The 25,469-nt window shown below is 39.6% G+C and carries 17 protein-coding genes; 12 read left to right on the top strand and 5 right to left on the bottom strand.

What is annotated here, in order from left to right; all coding sequences use genetic code 11:
* The first annotated feature begins 12 nt into the window (after positions 1-12).
* Entirely contained in the window at positions 13-1,035 is a 1,023-nt protein-coding gene (locus QQK09_RS14505) for an aldose epimerase family protein (RefSeq protein WP_284204883.1), read from the top strand.
* A gap of 50 nt (positions 1,036-1,085) precedes the next feature.
* Here the strand turns inward: QQK09_RS14505 and QQK09_RS14500 are convergent, their stop codons facing one another.
* Positions 1,086-2,303: a XylR family transcriptional regulator gene (locus QQK09_RS14500; RefSeq protein ID WP_284204882.1), complete on the bottom strand. Its 1,218-nt coding sequence runs from the start codon at positions 2,301-2,303 to the stop codon at positions 1,086-1,088.
* A gap of 442 nt (positions 2,304-2,745) precedes the next feature.
* Between QQK09_RS14500 and xylB the strand changes: the two genes are divergently transcribed.
* From xylB to QQK09_RS14470, 6 genes are all read left to right on the top strand, one after another.
* Positions 2,746-4,197: a xylulokinase gene (gene xylB / locus QQK09_RS14495; RefSeq protein ID WP_284204881.1), complete on the top strand. Its 1,452-nt coding sequence runs from the start codon at positions 2,746-2,748 to the stop codon at positions 4,195-4,197.
* A gap of 75 nt (positions 4,198-4,272) precedes the next feature.
* Positions 4,273-5,250 (top strand): transaldolase, encoded by a 978-nt coding sequence (tal, locus tag QQK09_RS14490; protein WP_284204880.1) that lies wholly within the window; start codon positions 4,273-4,275, stop codon positions 5,248-5,250.
* 49 nt (positions 5,251-5,299) lie between these two features.
* On the top strand, positions 5,300-7,297 hold the full coding sequence (gene tkt, locus QQK09_RS14485) for a transketolase (RefSeq protein ID WP_284204933.1): 1,998 nt from the start codon (positions 5,300-5,302) through the stop codon (positions 7,295-7,297).
* A 129-nt stretch (positions 7,298-7,426) separates the two neighbouring features.
* Entirely contained in the window at positions 7,427-8,410 is a 984-nt protein-coding gene (locus QQK09_RS14480) for a Gfo/Idh/MocA family protein (RefSeq protein WP_284204879.1), read from the top strand.
* A 625-nt stretch (positions 8,411-9,035) separates the two neighbouring features.
* Positions 9,036-11,009, top strand: coding sequence for a methyl-accepting chemotaxis protein (locus tag QQK09_RS14475; RefSeq protein WP_284204878.1), 1,974 nt, complete (start codon positions 9,036-9,038; stop codon positions 11,007-11,009).
* Positions 11,010-11,130: 121 nt separating this feature from the next.
* Entirely contained in the window at positions 11,131-11,835 is a 705-nt protein-coding gene (locus QQK09_RS14470) for a PHP-associated domain-containing protein (protein WP_284204877.1), read from the top strand.
* A 477-nt stretch (positions 11,836-12,312) separates the two neighbouring features.
* Here QQK09_RS14470 and QQK09_RS14465 read toward each other — a convergent pair whose 3' ends face one another.
* The 3 genes from QQK09_RS14465 to QQK09_RS14455 form a co-directional block, all read right to left on the bottom strand.
* Positions 12,313-13,320, bottom strand: a complete 1,008-nt coding sequence (locus QQK09_RS14465; RefSeq protein ID WP_284204876.1) for a substrate-binding domain-containing protein — start codon at positions 13,318-13,320, stop codon at positions 12,313-12,315.
* A 158-nt stretch (positions 13,321-13,478) separates the two neighbouring features.
* A complete protein-coding gene (locus QQK09_RS14460) occupies positions 13,479-14,360 on the bottom strand; it encodes a DMT family transporter (protein WP_284204875.1) in 882 nt (293 codons plus the stop codon).
* Between the two features lie 152 nt (positions 14,361-14,512).
* A complete protein-coding gene (locus QQK09_RS14455; protein WP_284204874.1) occupies positions 14,513-16,126 on the bottom strand; it encodes a glycoside hydrolase family 43 protein in 1,614 nt (537 codons plus the stop codon).
* Between the two features lie 209 nt (positions 16,127-16,335).
* On the opposite strand from QQK09_RS14455, the gene QQK09_RS14450 reads away from it, so the two are divergent.
* Complete coding sequence (locus QQK09_RS14450; RefSeq protein ID WP_284204873.1) at positions 16,336-16,869, top strand: gluconokinase; 534 nt, start codon at positions 16,336-16,338, stop codon at positions 16,867-16,869.
* A complete protein-coding gene (gene edd, locus QQK09_RS14445; RefSeq protein ID WP_284204872.1) occupies positions 16,866-18,662 on the top strand; it encodes a phosphogluconate dehydratase in 1,797 nt (598 codons plus the stop codon). The genes QQK09_RS14450 and edd overlap by 4 nt, the downstream gene beginning before the upstream one ends.
* A 373-nt stretch (positions 18,663-19,035) precedes the next feature.
* Here the strand turns inward: edd and xylA are convergent, their stop codons facing one another.
* On the bottom strand, positions 19,036-20,355 hold the full coding sequence (gene xylA / locus QQK09_RS14440) for a xylose isomerase (RefSeq protein WP_284204871.1): 1,320 nt from the start codon (positions 20,353-20,355) through the stop codon (positions 19,036-19,038).
* 364 nt (positions 20,356-20,719) lie between these two features.
* Here xylA and QQK09_RS14435 point away from each other — a divergent pair, with 364 nt between their 5' ends.
* From QQK09_RS14435 to QQK09_RS14425, 3 genes are all read left to right on the top strand, one after another.
* Positions 20,720-22,375, top strand: a complete 1,656-nt coding sequence (locus QQK09_RS14435; protein ID WP_284204870.1) for an endo-1,4-beta-xylanase — start codon at positions 20,720-20,722, stop codon at positions 22,373-22,375.
* 773 nt (positions 22,376-23,148) lie between these two features.
* On the top strand, positions 23,149-24,198 hold the full coding sequence (locus QQK09_RS14430) for an ABC transporter ATP-binding protein (protein ID WP_284204869.1): 1,050 nt from the start codon (positions 23,149-23,151) through the stop codon (positions 24,196-24,198).
* A 9-nt stretch (positions 24,199-24,207) separates the two neighbouring features.
* Positions 24,208-25,464, top strand: a complete 1,257-nt coding sequence (locus tag QQK09_RS14425; protein ID WP_284204868.1) for an ABC transporter substrate-binding protein — start codon at positions 24,208-24,210, stop codon at positions 25,462-25,464.
* Positions 25,465-25,469 lie beyond the last annotated feature (5 nt).

Genomic DNA, 25,469 nt, shown 5'->3' with positions numbered 1-25,469 from the left:
AGGACGCCAATTATGTCACAAGAAATAAAGCAAGCATGGGGTGATACGCACCTTTATTCTTTAAAAAATGCACAGGGTACACAGGTTGATATCTCACCGCTGGGTGCCACTATTGTGAACTTTTTTGTCAATGATAAGCACAATAAACAACAGAATATTGTTTTAGGGTTTAATCAACCACAGGATTACTTGGATACAAAAGCGTATATCGGTAGTGTTGTTGGCCCATGGGCTAACCGCATCGCTGAAGGCAAATTTCCACTCAATGGCGAAACCATTTCGCTTGAATTAAATGAGGGAACTAATCATCTACACGGCGCGTCAATTCATTTAGATAAACAGTGTTGGTTGGTTGAGTCTGTGAGTCAGAATGCAATCTGCTTAACGATACAAACCAAAGAGGGCGACGCAGGTTACCCAGCAAATATTAACTTCACTGTGACCTATGTTTTAAACGAAGAGAATGAATTGTCAGTTGAATATGGTGCGACTACCGATAAAGCGGTACCGCTTAATGTTACTCAACATACCTACTTCAACCTATCGGGTTGTCATGAAAAGATTGTTGATCATACCGTCTCTATCGACGCCGATCATTACCTAAAAATTGATGATAAAGCGATTCCAATGAGTAAAGATTCGGTTGCAAATACAGCCATGGACCTGCGCACAACGAAGGTGATTAAAGCGGGTATTACAGCAGATGAGCAGCAGATAAAACTGGTTAATGGTTATGATCATTGCTGGTGTCTCAATGAAGATGATTTCGCATTCGCCGCACAGGTTGGTTGTGAATCAACAGGGTTACAGCTACAAGTATTTACCGATCAAAATGCTATCCAACTTTATACGGGTAATGCATTACCGGGTGAAACGGGTCGAGAAGGTAAAGTATACGATGCCTATTATGGGTTATGCCTTGAAACGCAGCATTATCCTGATCAAGTTAATATGCCGGAGATTGCTGCGCAGTGTATCTACTCGCCAAGTCGCCCTTATTCACATAAAACAGTGTTTAAAATAACGCTCAGCTAGTGAATAATTCTTTCCATTTTAAAGGCAGTTTAACTGCCTTTTTTTATGCCTTAAGATAACGAATGAGCATGGCTGATACGATACTCTTTTGGTGTCATATTGATATCTTTCTTAAACACGCTGTACATATATTGTAGAGAAGGGTAACCACACAAAGCAGGTAACTCTGCAATGGCGATATTTGTTGAAGCTAACAGTTCACAGGCTCGCTTCAATTTTGAGTTATGAATTTCTTGATGAACGGAATGTCCTCGCTCCTCTTTAAAACGGGTTTCTAGGTTTGAGCGAGAAATCGTTAATGCGTCTAATACTTGATCAACCTTGATACCATTAAATGCGTTATTACGAATATAGTGCATCGCTTTTATGACGTAAGGGTCATTGACGGCTTGAAAGTCACTGCTTTGTCGTTCAAATACTTCTTCGGCAGGTACAATAATGCGCGGGTAAGTAATATCGGTTTCTATCTCATCTGGATCAACGACTATTTCACTTTTACTAGAGGTGATTAATTGGTTATGCAGTAATTTTGCTGCAGCGTAGCCCATTTTTTTACAACCTTGCCCTACTGTACTGAGTGAAACATGGGTTAAATAACTGGTTAGCTCCTCGTTATCGATGCCAATAATAGCGACTTTATCGGGTACCATTAAATTAAGGTGATCACATTGCTGTAGTAGGTGTCGAGCACGTGCATCGGTCACTGCAATGATACCGACTGGGCTTGGTAAACTTTGTAACCAGTCTGCTAAATGGCCCATATCATCTTGCCATGTTTGCGGTGTAGTACGGTGTCCGCGATAAACTGAGCTACTGTATTCTTCATTTTCGATAATTTGATTGAAGGCTTTTTCGCGCTCTACTGCCCAGCGGGTGTTATGACTTTCAGGTAAACCATAAAAGGCAAAGTTCTCTAACCCTTTATCTTTTAAATGATTAAATGCACTACTGACTAAGCTGGTATTGTCTGTTGCGATGTAAGGCATGAAAGGGTAGTCGTCTTCATCTTGATAAGAGCTACCAATACCGACAACAGGAATCGTTAACTGCGATAATAGTCGTTCGATTTCAGGGTTATCGAGATCGGCAATAATACCATCACCAACCCACTCCTGAATATTATCGAGATGGGTACAAAAGTCCTCCTCGAAAAAAATATCCCAATGACACTGAGTGGCTTGTAGATACTCTCCAATTCCTTTAATAATTTGACGGTCATATGCTTTGTTAGCATTGAATAATAATGTGATGCGGTAGTTATTTTTCATTAGGAACACTTTTAAATAAAATTCGATTGATGTCCTTATCATTCAAAACTATGAGAAGGTTATAAAGCAGTTAGTCACGGTAATCATTTACTGACAGGAAGAAAGTACTACTTTAATAACGTAAACCAAGGCACTCAATGACTTTACTGAGCGTCTTTAATAACTGATTTTTAATCATAATATGTTAACTGAGCAATACATAGTCCAACTAGGACATTTTTCTAGCAATAAAGCCTTCTTATTTACTGAGTTTGTGATCAATGACACGTTCACTAAATCAGTGAAAGAGGGTACCAAAAAACGTAATTGTAGATAGGCGCTAGCAACACGTATTCTTTGTTTCAGAGAGAATTTAATCTCATGTAAATACTTACTCTTTGCTTTATAAGCAATAGAAATTAAAGCAAATTATCACATTTATAAAAATAAAAAGGAATGTTGTATGTTTATTGGTATTGACCTTGGAACATCTGGAGTTAAAGCCATTTTGCTTGATCAAAGTGGACTTATTTTAGGGACTGAAACGGTTTCAATCTCTATTTCACGACCTGCTCCACTATGGTCTGAGCAAGATCCAAATGAGTGGTGGAGTGCAACGGACCAAGCTGTTAAAGGGCTCGCAAAGCAGATCGACTTATCAAATGTGACTGCTATTGGCCTAGCTGGACAAATGCATGGTGCAACATTACTTGATAGCAACGCTGAAATATTACGTCCTGCTATTTTATGGAATGATGGTCGTTGTGCTGCTGAATGTCTCGAAATTGAACAATTAGTACCAACAAGCAGAGAGATTACTGGCAATATTATGATGCCTGGTTTTACTGCACCTAAATTGAAATGGGTACAAAATAATGAGCCAGAGTGTTTTGCAAAAATAGATAAAGTATTACTACCAAAAGATTACTTACGTTACTGCATGACCGGTGATTTTGCTTCTGATATGTCAGATTCTGCTGGTACATTGTGGTTAGACGTTGCGAAACGTGACTGGAATGATGAACTATTAGCGGCAACCGGATTAACACGCGCACAGATGCCTAAATTATATGAAGGCAGTGATGTCACTGGCGTTTTATCTGAACAGGTGGCAAAAGCGTGGGGCATGAAACAGGTACCTGTTATTGCGGGTGCTGGTGATAATGCAGCTGGTGCTGTTGGTGTTGGTATTACTCAACCAGGACAAGCAATGCTTTCACTGGGGACATCGGGTGTTTATTTTGCAGTTACCGATGGCTTTGCTGCAAACCCTGAATCAGCGTTACATACATTCTGTCATGCATTACCGGCTGCTTGGCATTCAATGTCAGTTATTTTAAGCGCCGCTTCTTGCCTTGATTGGGTTGCTAAATTAACCGGTGCTGCAAGTGTACCAGAGATGCTTGCTGAGATTGAAGCAGAAGCAAGTGCTGACTCTGAGGTTATTTTCTTACCTTACTTATCAGGCGAACGTACACCACATAACAACCCTGAAGCAAAAGGTGTGTTCTTTGGTATGACTCATGAAACAAAGCGTCCTGAATTAGCTAAAGCGGTATTAGAAGGGGTTGCCTTTGCTTTTGCTGATGGTCTAGATGCGCTGCATGTGACTGGTAATGAGCCTGATGAAATTTCATTGATTGGTGGCGGTGCACGAAGCCCTTACTGGCGTCAAATGTTAGCAGACGTATTTAATAAGAAACTTGTTTACCGTGCTGGTGGTGATGTTGGCCCTGCACTGGGTGCTGCACGTCTTGCACACTTAGGTACAACGGAAAATGCAAAAGTTGAAGATGTATGTCCAGTACCTGGGTTAATCCAAACCCATACACCGGATAGTGAAAGCCATGCAAGTTATGCGGCTAAACGTGCAACATTCCAAAAACTATATGTACAAGTGAAAGATCTTTTTTAAACCGAATTTCTACCAATAGGGGGCGTTAAGGATTAATGCCACCTTTGTAATATAAACTATAGAGAGTTAGATAATATGACAAACCAATTAGAACAATTGCAAAAAGTGACCACAGTAGTAGCAGATACAGGTGAAGTTGACGCGATTATTAAATATCAACCAGAAGATGCAACCACCAACCCATCTTTAATTTTAAAAGCGGCACAAATTGAAAGTTATGCGCCATTGATCGAAGCATCGATTGCTTATGCTAAAGCACAAAGCGATGACCAAGCACAACAAGTGGTTGATACTGCTGATATGTTAGCGGTTAATATTGGTAAAGAGATCTTAAAGGTTGTTCCTGGTCGTATCTCAACGGAAGTCGATGTTCGTCTTTCTTACAATACAGAAGAAACAGTATTAAAAGCGCGTAAATTGATCAAATTATATAATGATGCGGGTGTGAGTAACGATCGTATCTTGATCAAAATCGCCTCTACTTGGGAAGGTATCCGTGCTGCTGAAATCTTAGAAAAAGAAGGTATCAACTGTAACTTAACGCTTTTATTCTCATTTGCTCAAGCGCGTGCATGTGCTGAAGCGGGCGTTTACCTTATCTCACCTTTCGTTGGTCGTATTATGGATTGGTATAAAGCTAAAGAGGGTCGTACTTTTGACGCTGCTGAAGATCCAGGTGTTATCTCTGTGACTAGTATCTATAACTACTACAAAGACCATGGCTACAACACCGTTGTGATGGGCGCTAGTTTCCGTAATCTGGGTGAAATAACAGAACTTGCGGGTTGTGATCGTCTAACAATTAGCCCTGCTTTATTACAAGATTTAAGTGAATGTAACGAACCATTAGTGACAAAACTGGTTGATAACGGTGCGACGAAAGCACAACCGCAAAAAATCACACAATCAGAATTCCTATGGGCACATCAGCAAGACCCAATGGCCTTTGATAAATTAGCAGAAGGTATTCGTGGTTTTGCCGTTGACCAAGTGAAATTAGAAGAGATGATCTTGAGTGCTTTAGTGCAGGGTGTTGCGAAAAAAACAGCTTAATTTAAATGTATAGATATCACTAAAATTATTAATTTTTAAAAATAGGAATATTATGAACCGTAAAAATTTAGCCAATGCTATTCGTGCATTAAGCATGGATGGCGTACAAAAAGCGAACTCAGGTCATCCAGGCGCACCGATGGGGATGGCTGATATCGCTGAGGTATTATGGCGAGATCACCTGAATCATAACCCAAGCAACCCAGATTGGTTAGACAGAGACAGATTTGTCCTTTCTAATGGTCATGGCTCAATCCTGCTTTACTCTTTATTGCATTTAAGCGGTTATGAACTGTCAATTGAAGATATCAAAAGCTTCCGTCAGTTACACTCTAAAACACCAGGTCATCCAGAGTATGGTTATGCACCGGGTATTGAAACGACAACCGGTCCACTAGGACAAGGTATTGCTAATGCCGTGGGTATGGCAATGGCTGAACGTGCATTAGCTGCGCAGTTCAATCAACAAGGTCACGAGATTGTTGACCATAATACCTACGCATTTATGGGCGATGGTTGTTTGATGGAAGGTATCTCGCATGAGGTTTGTTCATTAGCTGGGACTTTGGGTCTTGGTAAGCTAATCGCATTTTGGGATGACAACGGTATCTCTATCGATGGTGAAGTTGAAGGTTGGTTCTCTGACGATACACCGGCACGTTTTGAAGCTTATGGTTGGCATGTTATTCCAGCTGTTGATGGTCACGATGCCGCTGCTATTAACGCAGCGATTGAAGCCGCTAAAGCTGAAACGGGTAAACCAACCCTAATTTGTACGAAAACCATTATCGGTTTTGGTTCGCCAAACAAAGAGGGAACACATGATTGTCACGGCGCACCACTAGGCGATGCAGAGATTGCAGCAGCACGTCAAAAACTAGGTTGGGAGCATGGTCCTTTTGAAATTCCGTCGGAAGTATATGCGCAATGGGATGCGAAACAAGCAGGCGCAGCTAAGGAAGCAGCGTGGGACGAGAAATTTGCAGCGTATGCAGCACAATACCCAGAGTTGGCAGCTGAATACAAACGCCGCGTAAATGGTGAAATGCCATCAGAGTGGGAAGAGAAAACGACTGCTATTATCGCTGATCTTCAAGCAACACCAGCTAACATCGCATCACGTAAAGCATCACAAAATGCGTTAGAAGCGTTTGGTAAAATGCTACCTGAGTTTATGGGCGGGTCTGCCGACCTTGCACCATCAAATTTAACCATGTGGTCTGGTTCTAAATCACTAACCGCGGATGATTTCTCAGGCAACTACATTCACTACGGTGTGCGTGAATTTGGTATGACGGCAATCATGAATGGTATCGCGCTTCACGGTGGCTTTGTTGCTTACGGCGCAACATTCCTGATGTTTATGGAATATGCGCGTAATGCAATGCGAATGGCTGCATTGATGAAAATTCAAAACATCCAAGTATATACTCATGACTCTATTGGTCTTGGTGAAGATGGTCCAACGCATCAACCTGTTGAACAAATTGCATCACTGCGTTTAACACCCAACATGAGCACTTGGCGTCCTTGTGACCAAGTTGAATCTGCGGTTGCTTGGAAATACGCGATTGAGCGTAAAGATGGTCCAACATCATTGATTTTCTCGCGTCAAAACTTAGCGCAACAACCACGTGATGCTGCTCAATTAGCTAACATTGCGAAGGGTGGTTACATCCTGAAAGATTGTGCTGGTAAACCTGATCTTATCTTTATTGCGACAGGTTCAGAAGTTGAGCTAGCGGTTGCCGCAGCAGCTGAATTTACTGCGAAAGGCAAGCAAGTACGTGTTGTATCAATGCCTGCTACGGATCTATTTGATAAGCAAGATGCACTGTATCGTGAATCTGTATTACCAGCTGATGTGACTGCACGTGTTGCGATTGAAGCAGGTATTGCTGATTTCTGGTACAAATACACGGGTCTTAATGGCGCGATCATCGGTATGACGACATTTGGTGAATCTGCACCTGCAGATGAACTGTTTAAAATGTTTGGTTTTACAGTTGAAAATATCGTTGAAAAAACTAACGAATTATTTGCATAAGCATTTGTAACCTAAATTAAAAACCGATCTTATTACAGATCGGTTTTTTTTTAACAAAAATAGCGGTGTAAATTAAGGGTAATAAAACGACAAATGAGGCTATTTTTAGCTAATCTAAAGGAATAAAAGATGAAATCACAGTCAGATAGAAATATTCGTTGGGGCATTATTGGCCTAGGCAATATTGCCAATAAATTTGCACAGGATCTGCTTACGGTTGATGGTTGCGAATTGTATGCCGTTGCTTCACGAAGCCAAGAAAAAGCAACTGATTTTGCACAACAATACCAAGCAACTCAAGCTTACAGTAGTTATGAGGCGTTAGTACAAGACCCCAATGTTGATGCCGTTTATATCGCTACTCCTCACTCATTACACCAAGAAAACACACTGTTATGCTTGCAGCAGGGAATTGCTGTTTTATGTGAAAAACCATTTGCAATGAATGCTGTTGAGGTAAACAGTATGATTTCGGTCGCCGAGGAAAAAAAGGTACTATTGATGGAAGCAATGTGGACTTACTTCCTGCCACACTATCAATTTGTATTAAAGGAATTAGCGAACCAGACCTATGGGAAGTTACTTAAAGTTGAAGCCGATTTTGGTTTTAGTTGTGAGTTTGATGAAAGATCTCGTCTGTTTAAGAAATCCCTGGGTGGTGGAAGCCTGTTAGACATTGGTATTTATCCTATTTTTGTTGCCCTTTCGACGCTTGGTTTACCCGATTCAACGACAGAGAAAGCGACCTTTTTTGATAATGGTGCTGACTCATCTTGCTCAATGGTATTTAATTATAAAAATGGTGCAACCGCGTTGTTAAAATCAACATTGTTAGCATCAACGCCCTGCGAAGCAATATTTCATTGCGAACGAGGGACGATCAAAATTAACAGAGAATTCCATTGTCCCTCTTCGGTCACCCTTATTAACGGTGCGGATCAACAAACCCTTGATTTTAATTGTACAAGCAACGGTTATAGCTATGAAATTGCTCACTTTAATGAATTATTACGCCAAGGTAAAACAGAAAGCGATATCATGACCTTTGAGTTTAGTCGTGACCTTATCAATACATTAGATAAAGTTAGAGAAGCGATTGGCTTACAATATTGATGACTTAACCAGAATGAGGTTACTTATCGAGTAACCTTTTTTGAATTTGATGTTAAACGCAATAGTATTATGCAGCTAAACAATTAAACTTCTCTTTTCATTTCTTTATCCAATCAACTACCGCTGTATTTACCTACTTTTATTTAAATAATCCTCATTAGTGATGCTGGTTATTTATGATCGGCTGCACAAATAAATTATATGTCTTTGTTTTTTTGTTTGCGACCAATCACATTTAATGATTATGGGGAGAAATTCACACTCAGTTTATAAAATATGATAAAGATGAAATTGATGGATTGCTTCATAGTTGAATTCAAGTTGATGATAAATAAGGAATAACCTTATACAGTTTAAAACGTGTTTGTGCTGATTTTATTGTCTGTTTTTTCATAAATTGAACTAGGTGAAGTTATACCAATGGAATTTAATAGGTGATCAGAGTTTGCGCAGGAAAAATTATTACTAATAAGGCGTGAGTTGCAGGAGATAGTTGTTCTCACTTCAAAACTCACAACGCAGTTAGGGATAATTTTAACCAGCAAGAATGATCACTTTATTAATTCCTTTGGTATTAGCATTGGAACTTTTGCCTCCTTAAATTGCATCAAATACAGGACCTACCATGATTCATTCTGGATTTAATATTAGCCGCTTACTTTTGATCACTTTTGTGCTGTTTATTATTGCTATTTTAGGGATGGCTTACACCTTTACCGCACAATTTAATAACACCAAAATAGCGATTGCTGAGGTGACTGAAAAAACCTTTCCGACCTTGCAAAGTGCAAGCAATGTTAATCACTCGGTTAACCAGATTGAAAGCCTCGTTAATCAATCACTCTTTTCACACGATATTGCTGAAATAAACAATAACCTCACTCAATTGCAAGCAGCGTCATTAGCAACTGATTCAATCGCTAATACCGATATAACCTCTGAAACAACTCGTCAATTATCTTCTATGGCAAATGCGATTATTGTTTCACGTATTAAAGAGGTATCAGATTCGGCCATCATTAATGAAAAAATGGCCGCCTTTCAGGTGATGTCACAGCGCTTTAGTAGCTTAATAGGTAAGGAGTTTCAATTAGAGGCGACCGTACCTGTCAAACTGTTGCTTGATTCGATTACCGAGGAAGTGGGGTTGATGTTGATCGATTCAATACACGCTTTCAATACGGTTGATATTGAAAAAATTGCTAAAATATTAACGATTAATAAAGACACTGCAGAGTATGTTATTGCTGATTTTAAAGAATATAACCAGTTGAAAGTCAGCTTACAGTCTCTACAAGGGCAGACAGAACTTGATACCAACCTCCCTTGGATTTTGAAGGAGATGAGTGAAGAGCAGGGAGTCTTAAACCTTCAGCTACAACGTCAGAAATTTAAAATAGTCAGTAACCTGCAGTTACAAGAATTCAAGCAACACCTTGAGCAGATCCAACAGCAGATTTATGCCGTGTCGAAACAAAGCCAAACAAATACTGCCTCTCAGCTAACGCAAACACTGGATAAAATCGATGTGGTTGTTAATAGCAGTTATATCACTACCTTTATTGTGTTGCTCTGCTGTTCAGTGGCAAGTTTATGGTTACAGCGCACCATCAAAATGCCACTTAAGCAGATTGTTGCAACCCTTAACAGTGTTTCTGAAGGTGACTTAACGGTCCGTTGTACTTACCGTAAACGTAATGAATTTGGATTGATTGCCGAGCGTTTAAATAGCGCTATTTGCAATCAGCAAAAGGCGGTGTCTGAAATCTCCACGAAAAGTGACAGTATTGAAAACGCGTCTGTTGATAACCTGCGTTTAGGTGAGGAGCTACATAGTAAATCGAAAACCCAGAGAGAGGTGTGTTACTCGATATCAGAAGCGTTAGCGGAGATGGATTTAAGCGTCAGTGATATTGCTGAGCGAGCGGATAAGGCATCTGGCTTCGTTAATAATATCGATCAAAATGTTAAAGAGTGTGTGACCGTTTCGCAAGATGCTTATGTGCTCAATGATAAACTGTCGATTGAGCTACAAGAAGGCATGGTATTGATGCAAAAAGTATCGAAGAGTAGTGGTTCCATCTTTTCTATCCTAGATGTAATAACCAATGTTACTGAACAGACGAACTTATTGGCCCTCAATGCTGCGATTGAAGCAGCAAGAGCTGGCGAGAGTGGTCGAGGTTTTGCCGTCGTTGCTGATGAGGTGCGCCAATTGGCACGTCGAACCAGTGCCTCGACCTCTGAGATACAAGGTGTGATTGCAACATTACAGCAGGATATTCAGTCAGCTGTCGCGCAAATGAGCCTATGCAACGACAATATGAGGGAAAATGTAGGCAGTTTTAGCTTGATTCAAACGCAGGTTCAGCAAGTTAATGAGCGTGTGTCAGTACTTGCTGACTTGAACGATGCGATCAGTGTCTCTACCACAGAGCAATCAAGTGTTTGTAATAACCTCAATCAAGATATGTCTGCTATTTTATCAGTCGCGGAGGAGACACTAAACTCTACCGAAGAAGTGACGCAAATTAGCCATAATTTAAAATCAATCTCGGAAGCACAGCGCGCTATTATCGAAGAGTTTAAATATGCATAAGCACCTCATATTAACTGCGCTATAGGGTAAGTACAGAGCAGGTTTAAATTTCATTTTAGGCCTGTTTTGAGCTGCAGAGCATCAGTTAACTGCCATCAATAAAACCTGCTAGGAGAAAATAATGAATTCACTTTTCCCATATAAATATGAAACCCATTGCCACACCTCTGAAGTGAGTGCGTGTGCTGTTAGCAGTGCCGCTGAAATTGTAAACAGCTATGCTAAAGCGGGTTATAGCGGGGTAGTGATTACGGATCATTTTTTTAATGGAAACTGCAACATTAACTCAGCATTACCTTGGGAAGAAAAAGTAGATCTGTTCTGTTTAGGATATGAAAATGCGCTAAAAGCTGCGCATCAACTCAAGCTAGATGTATTCTTTGGTTGGGAATATACCTATAAAGGCACTGATTTTCTCACTTATGGTTTGGACAAAGCATTCCTCTTAAATAACCCCGATTTACTCACCTGGCCACTGGAACTTTATTTTAAAAAAGTACATCAAGCAGGTGGTTTTTTAATACACGCACATCCCTTTAGAGAGCGCGATTATATTGATAAAATAAGATTGTTTGCTAATAAAATAGATGCGATAGAGGTGATCAACTCAGGAAATGATCATCCTAGTTATAATCAAAGCGCACTGGCTTATGCCAAGCAACACGATTTGCTGCAGACTGCCGGTTCTGATACGCATAATGCAGATAGTCTATCGGGTCAAGGTACCTATTTCCCAAGAAAATTAACCTCTATTCACGATCTTATTAACTCGGTTATGAAAGGGGAATGTTATATATCAATGAGCGCTAATGAGAAGCCTCGCTAATTAGTGACATTAATGGTGTTTACGCTGATTTTTACTAAAGTCGGTTTTATTTTTTAAGCAATTTCAGATTGTTTACCGTTGTTCCGCGTCGGTATATCAATAGGGGAATAAAAATAAGCAAACATCCGATTATCTTATTGAAAGGCTTCGGTTCACTATATCAGATAAGACAATACTTAGTCTTACTGTCTAAATAGACTCTAACACCATGCTGGCAAAGTGAGCTTATGCTCCCTATAAGTTTTTAATGTTCTGAATGTAGAAGATTTCTCAGTATATTTAGGCGTTTTTTACACAACCGTTAATGATCAAGGCACTTCGCTAGGTAGTCATTTTGAAGAAGGTGAAGATTTAGGGGGACGTATTCGTATTAATTACTTTTTCTAAGGTTTTATCCTTATCAAGGTTTTAATCAAAGGGCAAAGTACCTTAATAGCTTGCCCTTTATCTACTATTTACTGGTCACTAATAAGCAAGTTATAGTGTCCCACCGGGGGTAATTGTAAACCCGAGGTCATAAATATTACGCTCTTCTCGATCTCCCTCGATAGAGGACAATAATAGCTCTGCACTTTTTTCGCCGATTTGATAACGTGGTGTTGAAACACTGGTCAATTGTGGGGTAATAGCGCGACCAATATCTAATGCATTATAGCCGATAATACTAAGTTGTTCGGGAACCTTAATACCACGTTCTTTACAGCTTAATATTGTGCCAATTGCAATATCATCATTAGTACAGAAAACGCCATCTAGTTTAGGGCATTCAGATAAAGCTCTACTAAGTAACTCATTACCTAATGTAAAACTGGTATGTTTGTGAGTAAGGATATGAAGTTTTTCGAGGCCTGCTTCGTCTATTGCTGTATCGTAACCTTGCATACGTAATTGGGTTCGATAATCTAATCGAGCACCAAAGTAAGCTATTTTTTTCAATCCTTTCTCAATCATTGCGTTAACTGCGCTATAGGCGGCGGCTGCATGATCTAAGCCAACTGCCATATCGATAGGTTTTTCGGGTATTTCCATCGCTTCTATCACTGGAACGCCGGCGGTTTTGATCATTTGTAGGGTGCGTTTGGTATGTCTTGTACTTGTTAAAATAAGACCATCAACCTGGTAAGACAATAAAAAAGCAATTTTACGTTCTTCTATCTCTTCGTTGTAACTGAAATGCGCAATAATGATTTCGTAACCTTTTGCATTTGTAACGACCTCAATCCCTTGTGTAAAGCTAGAAAAAACATGATTTGATAAAGAGGGTAATAATACACCGATTACTTTACTTGATGATTTGGATAGCATTATCGGTGCACGATTTTGAATGTAACCGAGTTCTTCTGATACTGCGGCTATTTTTTTACGTGTTGTTTCTGAAACCGATTCGGGATCGCGCATATAGCGGCTTACTGTCATTTTTGTTATGCCGATACGATCTGCAATATTTTGAAGTGTCGGTCGTTTGGGTTTCTTATTTTGAGGCATTTAGACGTTCCGAAAAAGGGAAAGATAATAATGTTACAGTAACATTTTAATAGAAAGTAACAAAGAAAATGCTTTTGTTTGCATATTATTATTGACTGGGCACATACTTTTCTCTTTCAAAAAAAATGTCTGAGATAGTTATTTTCATTGCTTTAGGTCTACTTTTTAATCACCTTTAAATTGTTTATGGTTGTTCCTCGACGATATATTAATAAGGAGCTAAAAATCAGTAAGCAACCTAATATTTTGTTTAATGGCATCGGTTCGTCATACCACATAATACTCAATATCACCGTCCAAATTGGCTCTAAGACCATGATGATTGCGGCATTAGCTGCCACACTATGTTTTTGTCCAAGGGTTTGCATCAAATAGCGCAAACTAGTCGCAATTAATACACTCATCGCAAACCAAATCCAAATATCACTGCTAACCTGTTGAGGCCATACTTCTGTATTAATGGAGATGCTGAGGCCGATAAAGCCGGTCACAAATAATTGTATACAGGTAAGTGATAAGGGTGAAATTTTCTGCGCACTACGACTGTTGAAATTAAAGTGGATCGCTAACATAACTGCAGACAGAATAAACCATACTTGGCTAGTGGATTGCTGCCAACCATTACTCAGCGATAATAACATTAAGCCTACAATGGCAATCGGTAAAGATAACCAAAAAATACGTGGTGGTGCTATCTTAAATAAAGGCCAACCAACGAGCGGAACAAATAGCATTGCTAAGCTCATGATAAATGCGCCTTCACTTAATCCATCACTGACAGAAATCGCATATATCCACAGAAGTTGTGAGCTAGCAAGTAAGCAACCCACGCCTAAGGTTTTTAGCAGGTTCGATTTACTGAGTGCTTTTATATCTGCATAGCAAAAAGGTAATAAGCACAAGGCTGCTAATACAAAACGCAATCCAACAAATTGAAAAGGGGCAAGACCTTGTATGCTCTCTTTTGAAAATACCCATCCGGCTGATGCGAGTAGAGTTGCTAAAATCAAAATAAGATCTGCACGTCTATTTGGGGTCATAATGTTCCTAAAACATAAAAAACAAATGTTATTAGTGGGGGAGTTGCAGAGATTTTTTAAAATTTCTAGAACGATAAAAAGCAGTGACGCCTAACAGCCTCAACACTTTATTGGTAAGTTATATCATCGCATTCACGATGATATAACTTTATCTACTTAGCGAGATAAGTAAATGATTCGAAATCTGCAAAACAACCATCACTGCTTATATCTTCACAGTGTAAACCAACAAAGGCACCAGTAAAGAAACCGCGTCCGTCGATGTAATCATCTGATATTTTCCAAGATTCAAAACTTTTTTCAAATTGTACCCAGTTTTTACCATCAAAAGAGTAGCTGTAGTAATAATCCAAGCCTTTCACATCCACCTTCATCCAAACGTGCGCTATTTCATCAGGTACAATAATTTCATTACCATCATAATGGTGAAAAGTTGCAATTTGGTGATCAACTTGAATTAAGCGCAAGCAACGCTTGTTTAGTTTTTCATCGAAATCAACTAAGCAGTATGTCCAGTTACTGGTGTTGTAATAGCAGCACATACCTGCTGATTGCTGAAAATTTTCAGGTGAAAATGCCATCTTCGTTTGCGCACTAAAGTCATGGTGGCGCCAGCGTGTTGCGACGGTTGACTGTTCAAACAGTGAAACTAAGCTGTCATTACCATGCAATCTTAAATGACCTGGGTTCTCTGTTAAGCTGCCTAGTTTGTCGCTGAACGGAATGCGCAATGTTTGCCAATTACCATCAAGTTTGTGGTTGTCAAAGTTATCAGTAAAATTTTCTGAAACTCCCCAATCACATTCAGGTAAGTTTGCTTCTGGAATTTCTAGTTTAGCGTGTGCTCCTCCGACAACAAGTGGCCAGCCATCAACCCATTCAATCCTATCGATCACCGTTTCTCGGCCTAACGGGCACATACCACGTCCACGTCTTGCAAGCAGTGGGCGATCAGGGAAGCGTATTGGACGACTTGCTAAATAGGTGATAAACCACTCGCCATTCTGAGTTTCTACTAGCGCACCATGGCCTGCTTTTTGGATTGCATTGGTGGGTTTATGCCACGTCGTTACGAGCGATCCATGTGGACTTACTTGATAAGGACCAAATAGGTCTTTTGATCGTGCTACGGTCACCGAATGTTCAAAACTAGTGCCGCCTTCAGCGGTCAGTAAGTAGTAGTAACCGTCCTTATTATAAATATTTGGTGCTTCGGTATATTTAAGGTCGGTGCCTTCGAAAATATTAGTACGTTTTTTATTTAACTTGTTAGTTGTCGCATCAAATTCTTGCACGACTATTTTATTGTAAGGGTCACTGTGATTTCTTGGACCCCAAGGGCGATAAACATAATATTTTTTACCATCTTCATTATGCAGTAATGATGGGTCAAAGCCACCGTTACCCATTGGGATAGGGGAGCTCCATGGACCTTCAATATTTTCTGCAGTGACTAAGAAATTACGTCCATTTTTCCAAGGTGCATCAATAACTTTTACATCTGTATATAACAACCAAAATAAACCATCAGCGTAGGTGATATTGGGTGCCCAAATACCACCTGAATCAGGGTTTCCGCGCATATCTAACATTTCTACTGAGTCGAGTGGTGTTGCTGCTAAGCGCCAGTTTTTAAGATCTTTTGAATGAAAGATTCGCACACCCGGAAACCATTCAAAGGTTGAGGTTGCAATATAATAATCTTCGCCACTACGACAAACAGAGGGGTCTGGGTGAAAACCTTTTAATATTGGGTTGCTAATCATGGGTATTCCTTAATCTATGTAAAGCAAAGTGCTTTGTATTTATCTTCTTTATTGATATTGCTCTAAAAAATATTATTTATTGTTTTTTGATGGTTTTAAGTAGCCAAAGTTACGCGTATCATGTTACCAGTAACTTTGGCGGGATAAACTAATATTCAGAGTCCACTTTAAAAAGTGCGAGCTAGATCTGAAAAAGCAAAGGAGTTTATATGTTTGGGAAATGCATTATTGTAATGGGCGTGTCCGCATCAGGAAAAAGCACCATTGGACAGATGTTAGCAAATGAAATTAAAGCAAAATTTATTGATGGGGATGATTTACATCCAAAAGCTAATATTTTAAAAATGGCAGGAGGGGAGCCTTTAACTGACTGCGACCGTGAGCCTTGGCTTGAACGTATAAGAGATGCGGCTTTTAGCATTGAAAGAAAAAATGAAACATGTGTCATTGTTTGCTCAGCTCTGAAAAAAAACTATCGAGACCAAATTCGACAGGGAAATGAAAATATAACGTTCATATACCTTGATGGCACGATTGAAATGATCCTCTCACGTATCAGTATGCGTAAAGGGCATTTTATGAAAGATAATTTGCTTAAAAGTCAATTTGACGCATTGGAGTCTCCCATTGGAGAGCCAAATGTTATCGCTATTAATATTGACCAATCTATTGAGCGTATTATTGAGCAGGCTGTTGATGCCCTAAAAAAGAATAAAATGACAACATCGGAGATCGTGGCATGACCCATAGCACTATTACTCAAGTAACACAGCGAATCAAAGATCGCAGTGCTGTTTTACGTAAAAAATTTGAACAAAAAATTGAATTACAATCAAAGCAAGGTAAGGGACGCAGTAATTTATCCTGTGGTAATCTCGCTCATGCTGTTGCTGCTTCTTGCCAACAAGAGAAACAGCAAATACTTGACTTAACTAAATCCAATATTGCGATTATATCAGCTTATAACGATATGCTTAGTGCACATCAGCTTTATAAAAATTATCCGGATCAAATTAAAGCGACACTCAAGCCTTATGGGCACACTGCACAGTTAGCTGGCTCAGTGCCTGCGATGTGTGATGGTGTAACGCAAGGTCAGCCAGGCATGGATATGTCTCTTTTCTCGCGTGATTTAATTGCGCAATCTACCGCTTTTTCATTGAGTCATAATGTCTTTGATAGCACCATTTTGTTAGGTATTTGCGATAAAATTGCACCGGGACAATTAATGGGGGCATTAAGTTATGCGCACCTGCCGACGGCTTTTATTCCCGCTGGGCCTATGTCAACCGGTATCTCTAACGATGAGAAAGTGTCAGTAAGACAGCAATATGCAGCGGGTGAAGTGGGTAAAGAAGCATTGCTTGAAATGGAATGCCAAGCCTATCACTCTGGCGGTACTTGTACGTTTTACGGAACGGCAAACACGAACCAACTTGTTTTTGAAGCAATGGGCTTAATGTTACCAGGCTCCGCGTTTGTTACACCGCATTCACCTTTGAGAAAAAAGCTGACTGAATACGCGACACTTCAACTCGCTTCAATGTCACAGGCATGTACTCATTATCGTCCGTTGGTTGATGTTTTTAGTGCAGAAGCATTGGTTAATGGTCTTGTCGCATTACTTGCATCAGGCGGTAGCACTAACCATAGCATTCACATGATAGCGATTGCACGTGCTGGTGGATTCATCTTAACTTGGGATGATCTCAGTGATCTCTCTGATGTGGTGCCACTAATGGCTAAAATGTACCCGAATGGTCCTGCCGATATTAATGAATTTGAACGTGCGGGGGGTGTGCCTGCATTGATGTACCAATTGCACCAATTGGCATTGTTAAACACCAATGTAAAAACTGCATTTGGTGAGTTTAGTGACCAACTTTGTTATCCCGCCTTAGACAATGAGAGACTAATCTGGGTGCCTTCTACTGGCTCATTAAATCCAAGTATTATTGCCGAGACAAATCATCATTTTAATGCTAGTGGAGGCACTAAAGTATTACATGGTAATCTTGGTACATCGGTGATTAAAGTTTCTGCGGTAGAGGCAAAGTATCAAGTTATTAACGCGCCGGCTAAAGTGTTTAATTCGCAGCATGATGTGGAAACTGCGTATCAGAAAGGCCTGTTAAATGAAGACTGTGTTGTAGTGGTTAATTTTAATGGTCCTGCGGCTAATGGTATGCCTGAACTGCATAAATTAATGCCAATATTAGGCAATATGCAAAAAGCGGGACATCAAGTTGCGTTAGTGACTGATGGTAGGTTATCGGGGGCTTCAGGTAAAATTCCAGCTGCAATCCACTTATCACCAGAGGCGCTTCGTGGTGGTGCTATTGGTTTAATTCAAGATGGCGATCTGATTAGTCTAGATTGCCATACCGGGGAGCTTAACGTACTGGCTGATTTAAGTAAGCGATCTACGCCTACGATTGATACAGAAGCAGACCAAATTACCTGGGGGCGTGATATCTTCAAAGTGATGAGAGATAACGTTTCGGGAGCCGATAAAGGTGCTAGCTTCTTGTTTTAAATAAAAGTGATAGCCCGCTAACATGAAAAAAAGCCAAGTTTTAAAATACTTGGCTTTTTAGTTCTTTAAAGTTGAAGAGTGTGGCAATAATATCTTTGATAACGAACGAGAAAGCAGGAAAATTTCTATGGGACAATAATGATGACTTCATCACTATGAATGAGAGATTAGAATAATACTTATAAGGGGGATTCGTTTAAGTTATGCAGAAACATTGCCTGTCACATTATAAATAGTGTTGTAAATAACATTGTGAGTGGCATTACAAATGGTATTTTTTTTGATGCTTGACACAAAAGAAACACAATAAAAAAAGGCAACTGGCTTATTTAATTAAACCAATCGCCCTTATAAGTAGTGTGTTACTCAGTCTTTATTTGAAAATAAAGTCGTTAACTACATTTTCTAGATATTCTTGCTTACCAGAAGCTGGTACAGGTTTAATATCATTTGCTAACGCTTGTTTTGCAAGCTCTTCAAGTGATGTAGCACCAGATAAAATACCTTTACCCATGTCGCCGTTCCAACCTGCATAACGGTCAGCAATGTTTTTGCTCAGTACATCATTTTCAATCATCGCTGCAGCGCGCTCTAATGATTTAGCCATCACATCCATACCGCCAATGTGGCCGTGGAACATATCAGCACCATCAATAGACGGGCGACGAACGCGAGAGTCAAAGTTTAAACCACCTGTTGTAAATCCACCTGCTTTAAGAATTTCGTACATAACCAATGTATTTTCTTCAACACTATTAGGGAACTGATCTGTATCCCAACCTAGTTGTGGGTCGCCACGGTTAGCATCAACAGAACCAAATAGACCGAGTGAAGTTGCTGTTGCAATTTCATGTTGGAAGCTATGACCAGCTAGTGTTGCATGGTTAGCTTCAATGTTTACTTGAATCTCTTTTTCTAAGCCGTACTGTTTTAGGAAACCGTAAACTGTTGCGGTATCGTAATCGTATTGATGCTTAGTAGGCTCTTGTGGTTTTGGCTCGATTAAAATTGCACCTTTAAAACCAATTTTATGTTTATGTTCAACCACCATTTGCATCATTCGGCCAAGCTGTTCACGTTCACGGCGTAAATCTGTATTTAGTAGCGTTTCGTAACCTTCACGACCACCCCAAAGTACGTAGTTTTCACCGCCTAGGCGTTTAGTTGCACCCATCGCATTGAAAATTTGTGTTGCTGCATAAGCAAATACTTCTGGGTTTGGATTTGTTGCTGCACCGTTCATATAACGTGGGTTAGAGAATGCATTTGCAGTACCCCAAAGTAATTTAAGACCCGTTTCTTCTTGCTTACCTTCAAGTACATCAACCATCTCTGCGAAATTATTTTGGTATTCTTTTAGTGAATTACCTTCTGGTGCCACGTCAGTATCGTGGAAACAGTAATATGGCACGTTTAATTTTTTAAAAAATTCGAAAGCTGCATCGGCTTTCATTTTAGCCATATCCATCTCGTTAGCTGGTTTGTGCCATGCACGATCAAATGTGCCAGCACCAAATACGTCAGACCCCTGCCAACAAAAGTTATGCCAATAGCAGGCTGCAAAACGAAGGTGATCTTTCATTGATTTCCCAAGAATGATGCGATCAGCATCATAGTGGCGGAATGCTAATGGGTTCGTTGATTCGCTACCTTCAAATTTTACTGGCGAGATGTCTTTAAAAAATTCAGTCATGATTAGTATCCAATTGTGGTTTAAAAGATTCATTTGTTAACGGGGTGTTATCTTTTGACTTTTTTGCAACTTATTCAATTATGAAATTTGAAAGTGCTATTCAGGTATTTAGCTAATCCGACCTAGATCTCACTTTATTTGCGTGAATACCAGTAACAAATTCAGGTTATAAAAAAAATGAGAACGAGACTGGTATTTTTTACCTCATTATGCTGCGCCAACTCACACAAACGATAACAGGGTGAAAAGTAACAATACATAAACCAAATTTTGCAATGTTTTTGATATTTGGTTATTCAATAATCCTCATCGATAAATGGAAATTACATGCATTAGTGCACTCAATAATTACAAGAGGTTGACAATGAATAACATTGAAAAAACACTGTTACTACTCGGTACAGGCATTGCGTTAAATGGTTGTTTTTCTGGCGAATTACCAGATGAACAGAAAAATTCACCACCTGCTATTGAGGCACCAGAAGTTGCTAGCCTTTTTGAACTTGCTGCCTTTCCCATCGGCGTTGCGACTGCTGCGGGCGATGATCCCAAGTCGATTTTAAAGAGCGATAAAGTGCAAGAATTGGTTAAGCAACATTTCAATCAAATCACCGCTGAAAATATTATGAAGCCACAATATTTGCAACCAACCGAAGGTAGCTTTTATTTTGAGCAAGCTGATGCGCTGATTGATTTTGCAGAATCTAACGATATATCTGTACACGGGCATACATTAGTTTGGCATCATCAATCACCACAATGGATGCAAGATTGTGCAACTGTCGCTGAATGTACCAACTTTATGGAAGACCATATCACTACTGTCGTGCAGCATTTTGCACCCAAGATTGATACATGGGACGTCGTAAATGAGGCCTTTCATGAAGATGGGTCATACCGAAATCAGCAGAAAGACTGGGAAGGGGGAAGCTTCTGGTATCAGATGTTAGGAGAGTCTTACATCGCTACTGCCTTTAAAGCTGCACGTGCTGCTGATGATGATATTGAGCTTTATTACAACGATTTCAATATTGAAATGAATGGCGCTAAGTTAGAAGCGGTACTTGACATGGTGAAAGGGTTTCAAGCGGATTCAACCCCCATTGATGGGATCGGGTTTCAGATGCACATTAAATCTGACTTCCCAAGCCTTGAAAATATAACAAGCGCATTAGAAAAAGCCGTTGCAACTGGCTTAAAAGTTAAAATAACTGAGTTAGATATTCGTATCAATGAGGGCGCGAAATCATCAGTGTTAACGACTCAGCTCGCTGAAAGCCAAAAGCAGAGATACAAAGAGGTTATTGATGCTTATTTAGAGGTTGTACCTGCTGCACAACGAGGTGGTGTGAGTGTTTGGGGCGTAAAAGACTCAGATAGCTGGATTATTGACCTATACGGAAATATCGATTGGCCACTATTGTTCGACAATGATTTGAACCAAAAGCCTGCACTTGAAGGCGTTGCAGAAGCATTAGCGGCTGATCCTACTAGTCCTGTTGTACCGGGTGAGGATACTTTGTTCAAAGATGACTTTTCAGGCGATTTTAACTGGTATTTAAAAGACCAAGAATGGCAATCAAATGTGTCCGGCACATTTGTACATAATACAACGGAACAAACCATGGATATCGATGTTGACTGGGGTAGTGAGTCAGATCAGTTTGATATCGCCGTCGCATTCCCTGAAGGAACTGTGATCGATATTACAGATGGTGTAACCGTTGTACTGAAAGTAAAACTACCAGCGGCTAACGTGAGTGATAAAAATGTTAAATTCCAGCTTTATTTTGAATCTGGAGATTATCAGCCTGCTTATTTTGGTTACCAACAAGCGCTGACTGCAGACGGTTGGACAACGCTTACTATCGAAGACTTAAGTGTGAGTACTGCTTATAACTATATTTCCGATACCTTTGACTTTGAAGACGTTAATGCAATCGGTTTACAAATTCAGTCAGAAGGTTCAACGCCGACAACCGGGACTATTCAAGTAGGAGAGATTTACATCGCTGAATAATGACGGTTACGTGCTTACAGGGCATTGTCACTTTCAATTAAGTGGCGACGTAGAGATTCATTTTCGCTAATAAATACGCGCAGAGAGTTCCTGAGAGCGTTCAACGTAGTACGACTTAAACACCGTTAGATTATATCTAACGGTGTTTTTTTTGGTCGCTAACAAATAACCAATTAAGTTGATCAATTGATGGGTGTTAAAGCGAACTCTCACTGTGTTATTGATTTTGTAATACGCATCAATAATGCGTTACCCAATGCACTAATCAATCATTTGTTATCCGCTGTTGTTCTGCGGTTAAAGTAACGACTTAATTTAGTGTTTATAAGTTTTGCAGAAATGAGGCTGTTTATTTTCTTGTTATTAATTTAGCAAATAACAGTGCGTTTGATGGTGGGGTAAATCTATTTCTAATCTAAATAAACAACTTTATTTTAAATAAAATAGATAAATTTAATTTTTCAGTTTATTTAAAATTTTCGCTAATTTAGGGTGGAAAATAACGCAATTACTAAGGCTAAAATACATAAGTCCTTAATTGTAAAGGGGCGTGTACCTGTCAAGCGACTATTTATTTTTTTGACGCATTAAACGGAGCTAAGCGACTATTTTAGATAGATATTATTTTTCAAATGACCTAGTTCACAGAACATAATTCAGGGGAAAAATGCACAATTAACATACCAATAACAATAAGGTAATAGGGGAATATTAGACCCATAATAACTACAGATTTTGGAATTGGATAAATTAACCTATTAAGGGTAATTGGTATGGCATCTGTACAATTTAGTAATTTAGCAAAAAGTTATGGCGATACGCCAATAGTTAAAGAGATCAATCTCGATATTGATCATGGTGAGTTCATTGTTTTACTTGGGCCATCTGGCTGCGGTAAGTCTACCACGTTAAGAATGTTAGCGGGCCTTGAAAGCATTTCTGGAGGTGATATTTATATTGGTGAAGAGTTAGTTAATGACCTTCACCCTATCGAACGAAATATCGCAATGGTATTTCAAAGCTACGCACTTTATCCGCACATGACAGTGGAACAGAATATCGGGTTCAGCCTTGAAAACTTGAAAGTTGAGAAAGCGGAAAGAATCAAACTAGTGACTAATGTTGCAGAAATGTTAGAACTTACGCCGTTATTAGATAGGAAGCCAAAAGACCTTTCTGGTGGTCAAAGACAACGTGTGGCAATGGGCCGTGCAATGGTTCGTTCTCCTGAGGTATTTTTGTTTGATGAGCCATTGTCTAACCTTGATGCAAAATTGCGCGGACAGATGCGCAAAGAGATCAAGGCGATGCACAAGAAAGTTCAAACTACCGTTATTTATGTTACTCATGACCAAGTTGAAGCGATGACGCTTGCTGACCGAATCGTCATTTTGAATGAAGGTAAAATTGAGCAAATAGGTACCCCTAAACAGATATTTGACCAACCTAAAAACACATTCGTTGCAAAATTTATCGGTGCCCCTGCAATGAATATTTTTAATCTTTCTAATCCTAAAATACAGCATGATTTTGGTGTGTCCATGGGTGAACATAACCCCGTATTACTTGGTATCAGACCACAATATCTATATTTAAATGAAAATGAAGTGAAAGGGGTAGAGAAAGCCGCATTTGTTGATGTCGAAGTGATTAGTTCTGAGCTACTTGGCGCTAGTCGACACATTAAATGTAAATACCAGGATCAAACGCTTGTTGTAGAGACAGCAAGTCATGACGCAACAGTTAAAGGCATAGTTCGCTTGTACTTTAATAACACTCAAATTCATCTATTTGATGAAAACAACAACACAATCACACATTAAGGAATAAATATGATTACTTTTAAAAAGACCGCTGTTTCCTCATTGTTATGCACGGCTTTATTATCTAATGCCGCATATGCAGAGCAAGTTGAGATTACGGTTTCAAGTTTTCCAAACTTTAATCAAGTTGCTGAAGCTGCTGTGCCATTATTTGAAGCTAAGTACCCAAATATTAAAGTAAAAATCATCTCTATGGCTTATGGCGATCACCATAATGCAATGACAACGGCACTAGCAACGGGTGCAAGCTTACCTGATGTTATGTCTGTAGAAGCAAGTTACATTGGACGTTTTGCTCAATCTGGTGGTTTAGAGAGCCTAAATAAAGCACCTTACAACTCTGGTGAATTTACAGATCAAATCACTCCATTTACCTTGCCTCAAGCGACAAGTTCAAATGGTGAATTACGTGCAATCCCTGCAGATATCGGTCCGGGTGCACTGTTTTACCGTCAAGACACATTAAAAGAAGCGGGTGTAACACAAGCCGATCTAATCAAAGATTGGGATAGCTTCATTGAAGCTGGTGTTAAAATTAAAGCGAAAACAGGTAACTACTTATTAGCAAATGCCGTTGATATTAAAGATATTTACATTCGCGCTAATCTTAAAAATGGCGAAGGTATCTACTTTGATAAAGACCATAACATTTTAGTGAACTCGCCAAGATTTAAAGAAGCATTTCGTTTAGCAAAAGCTGCTCGTGTAGCCGGTATTGATGCACGTGTTGGCGCATGGTCTGCTGAATGGACTGAAGGTCTTAAACGCGGCACTATCTCTTCACAAATGATGGGTGCTTGGTTAGGCGGACATTTAGAAGATTGGATTGCACCGGACTCTACTGGTTTATGGCGTTCTTCGCAATTACCTAACGAAGCGTTTGCAAGCTGGGGTGGTTCATTTTATGCAATCCCTGTTAAAGCAAAGCACAAACCTGAAGCGTGGGAATTTATTAAGTTTATGACAACAACGAAAGAAATTCAGTTGTTAGGCATGAAAGAAGTAAATGCATTCCCTTCACTTATCTCTGCTCAAGATGACCCATTCTTTAATGAAGAAATAGCTTACTTAGGTGGACAAAAAGCACGTATTGAATGGAAAGCATCATCAGCAAAAATTCCAACAGTTGTGATGGATCGTTATGACGAATCAGCTCGCCAAATCATCAATGATGCATTAGAGCAAGTGTTAGAGAAAGATGCGGATATTGATACGGTACTTGCTGAAGCGGAGAAACAAATTAAACGTAAAGCACGTCGTCGTTAATCCTA

Source organism: Psychromonas marina, assembly GCF_030161115.1.
Lineage (GTDB): Bacteria > Pseudomonadota > Gammaproteobacteria > Enterobacterales > Psychromonadaceae > Psychromonas > Psychromonas marina.
This window is presented reverse-complemented; position numbering and strand designations above follow the sequence as displayed.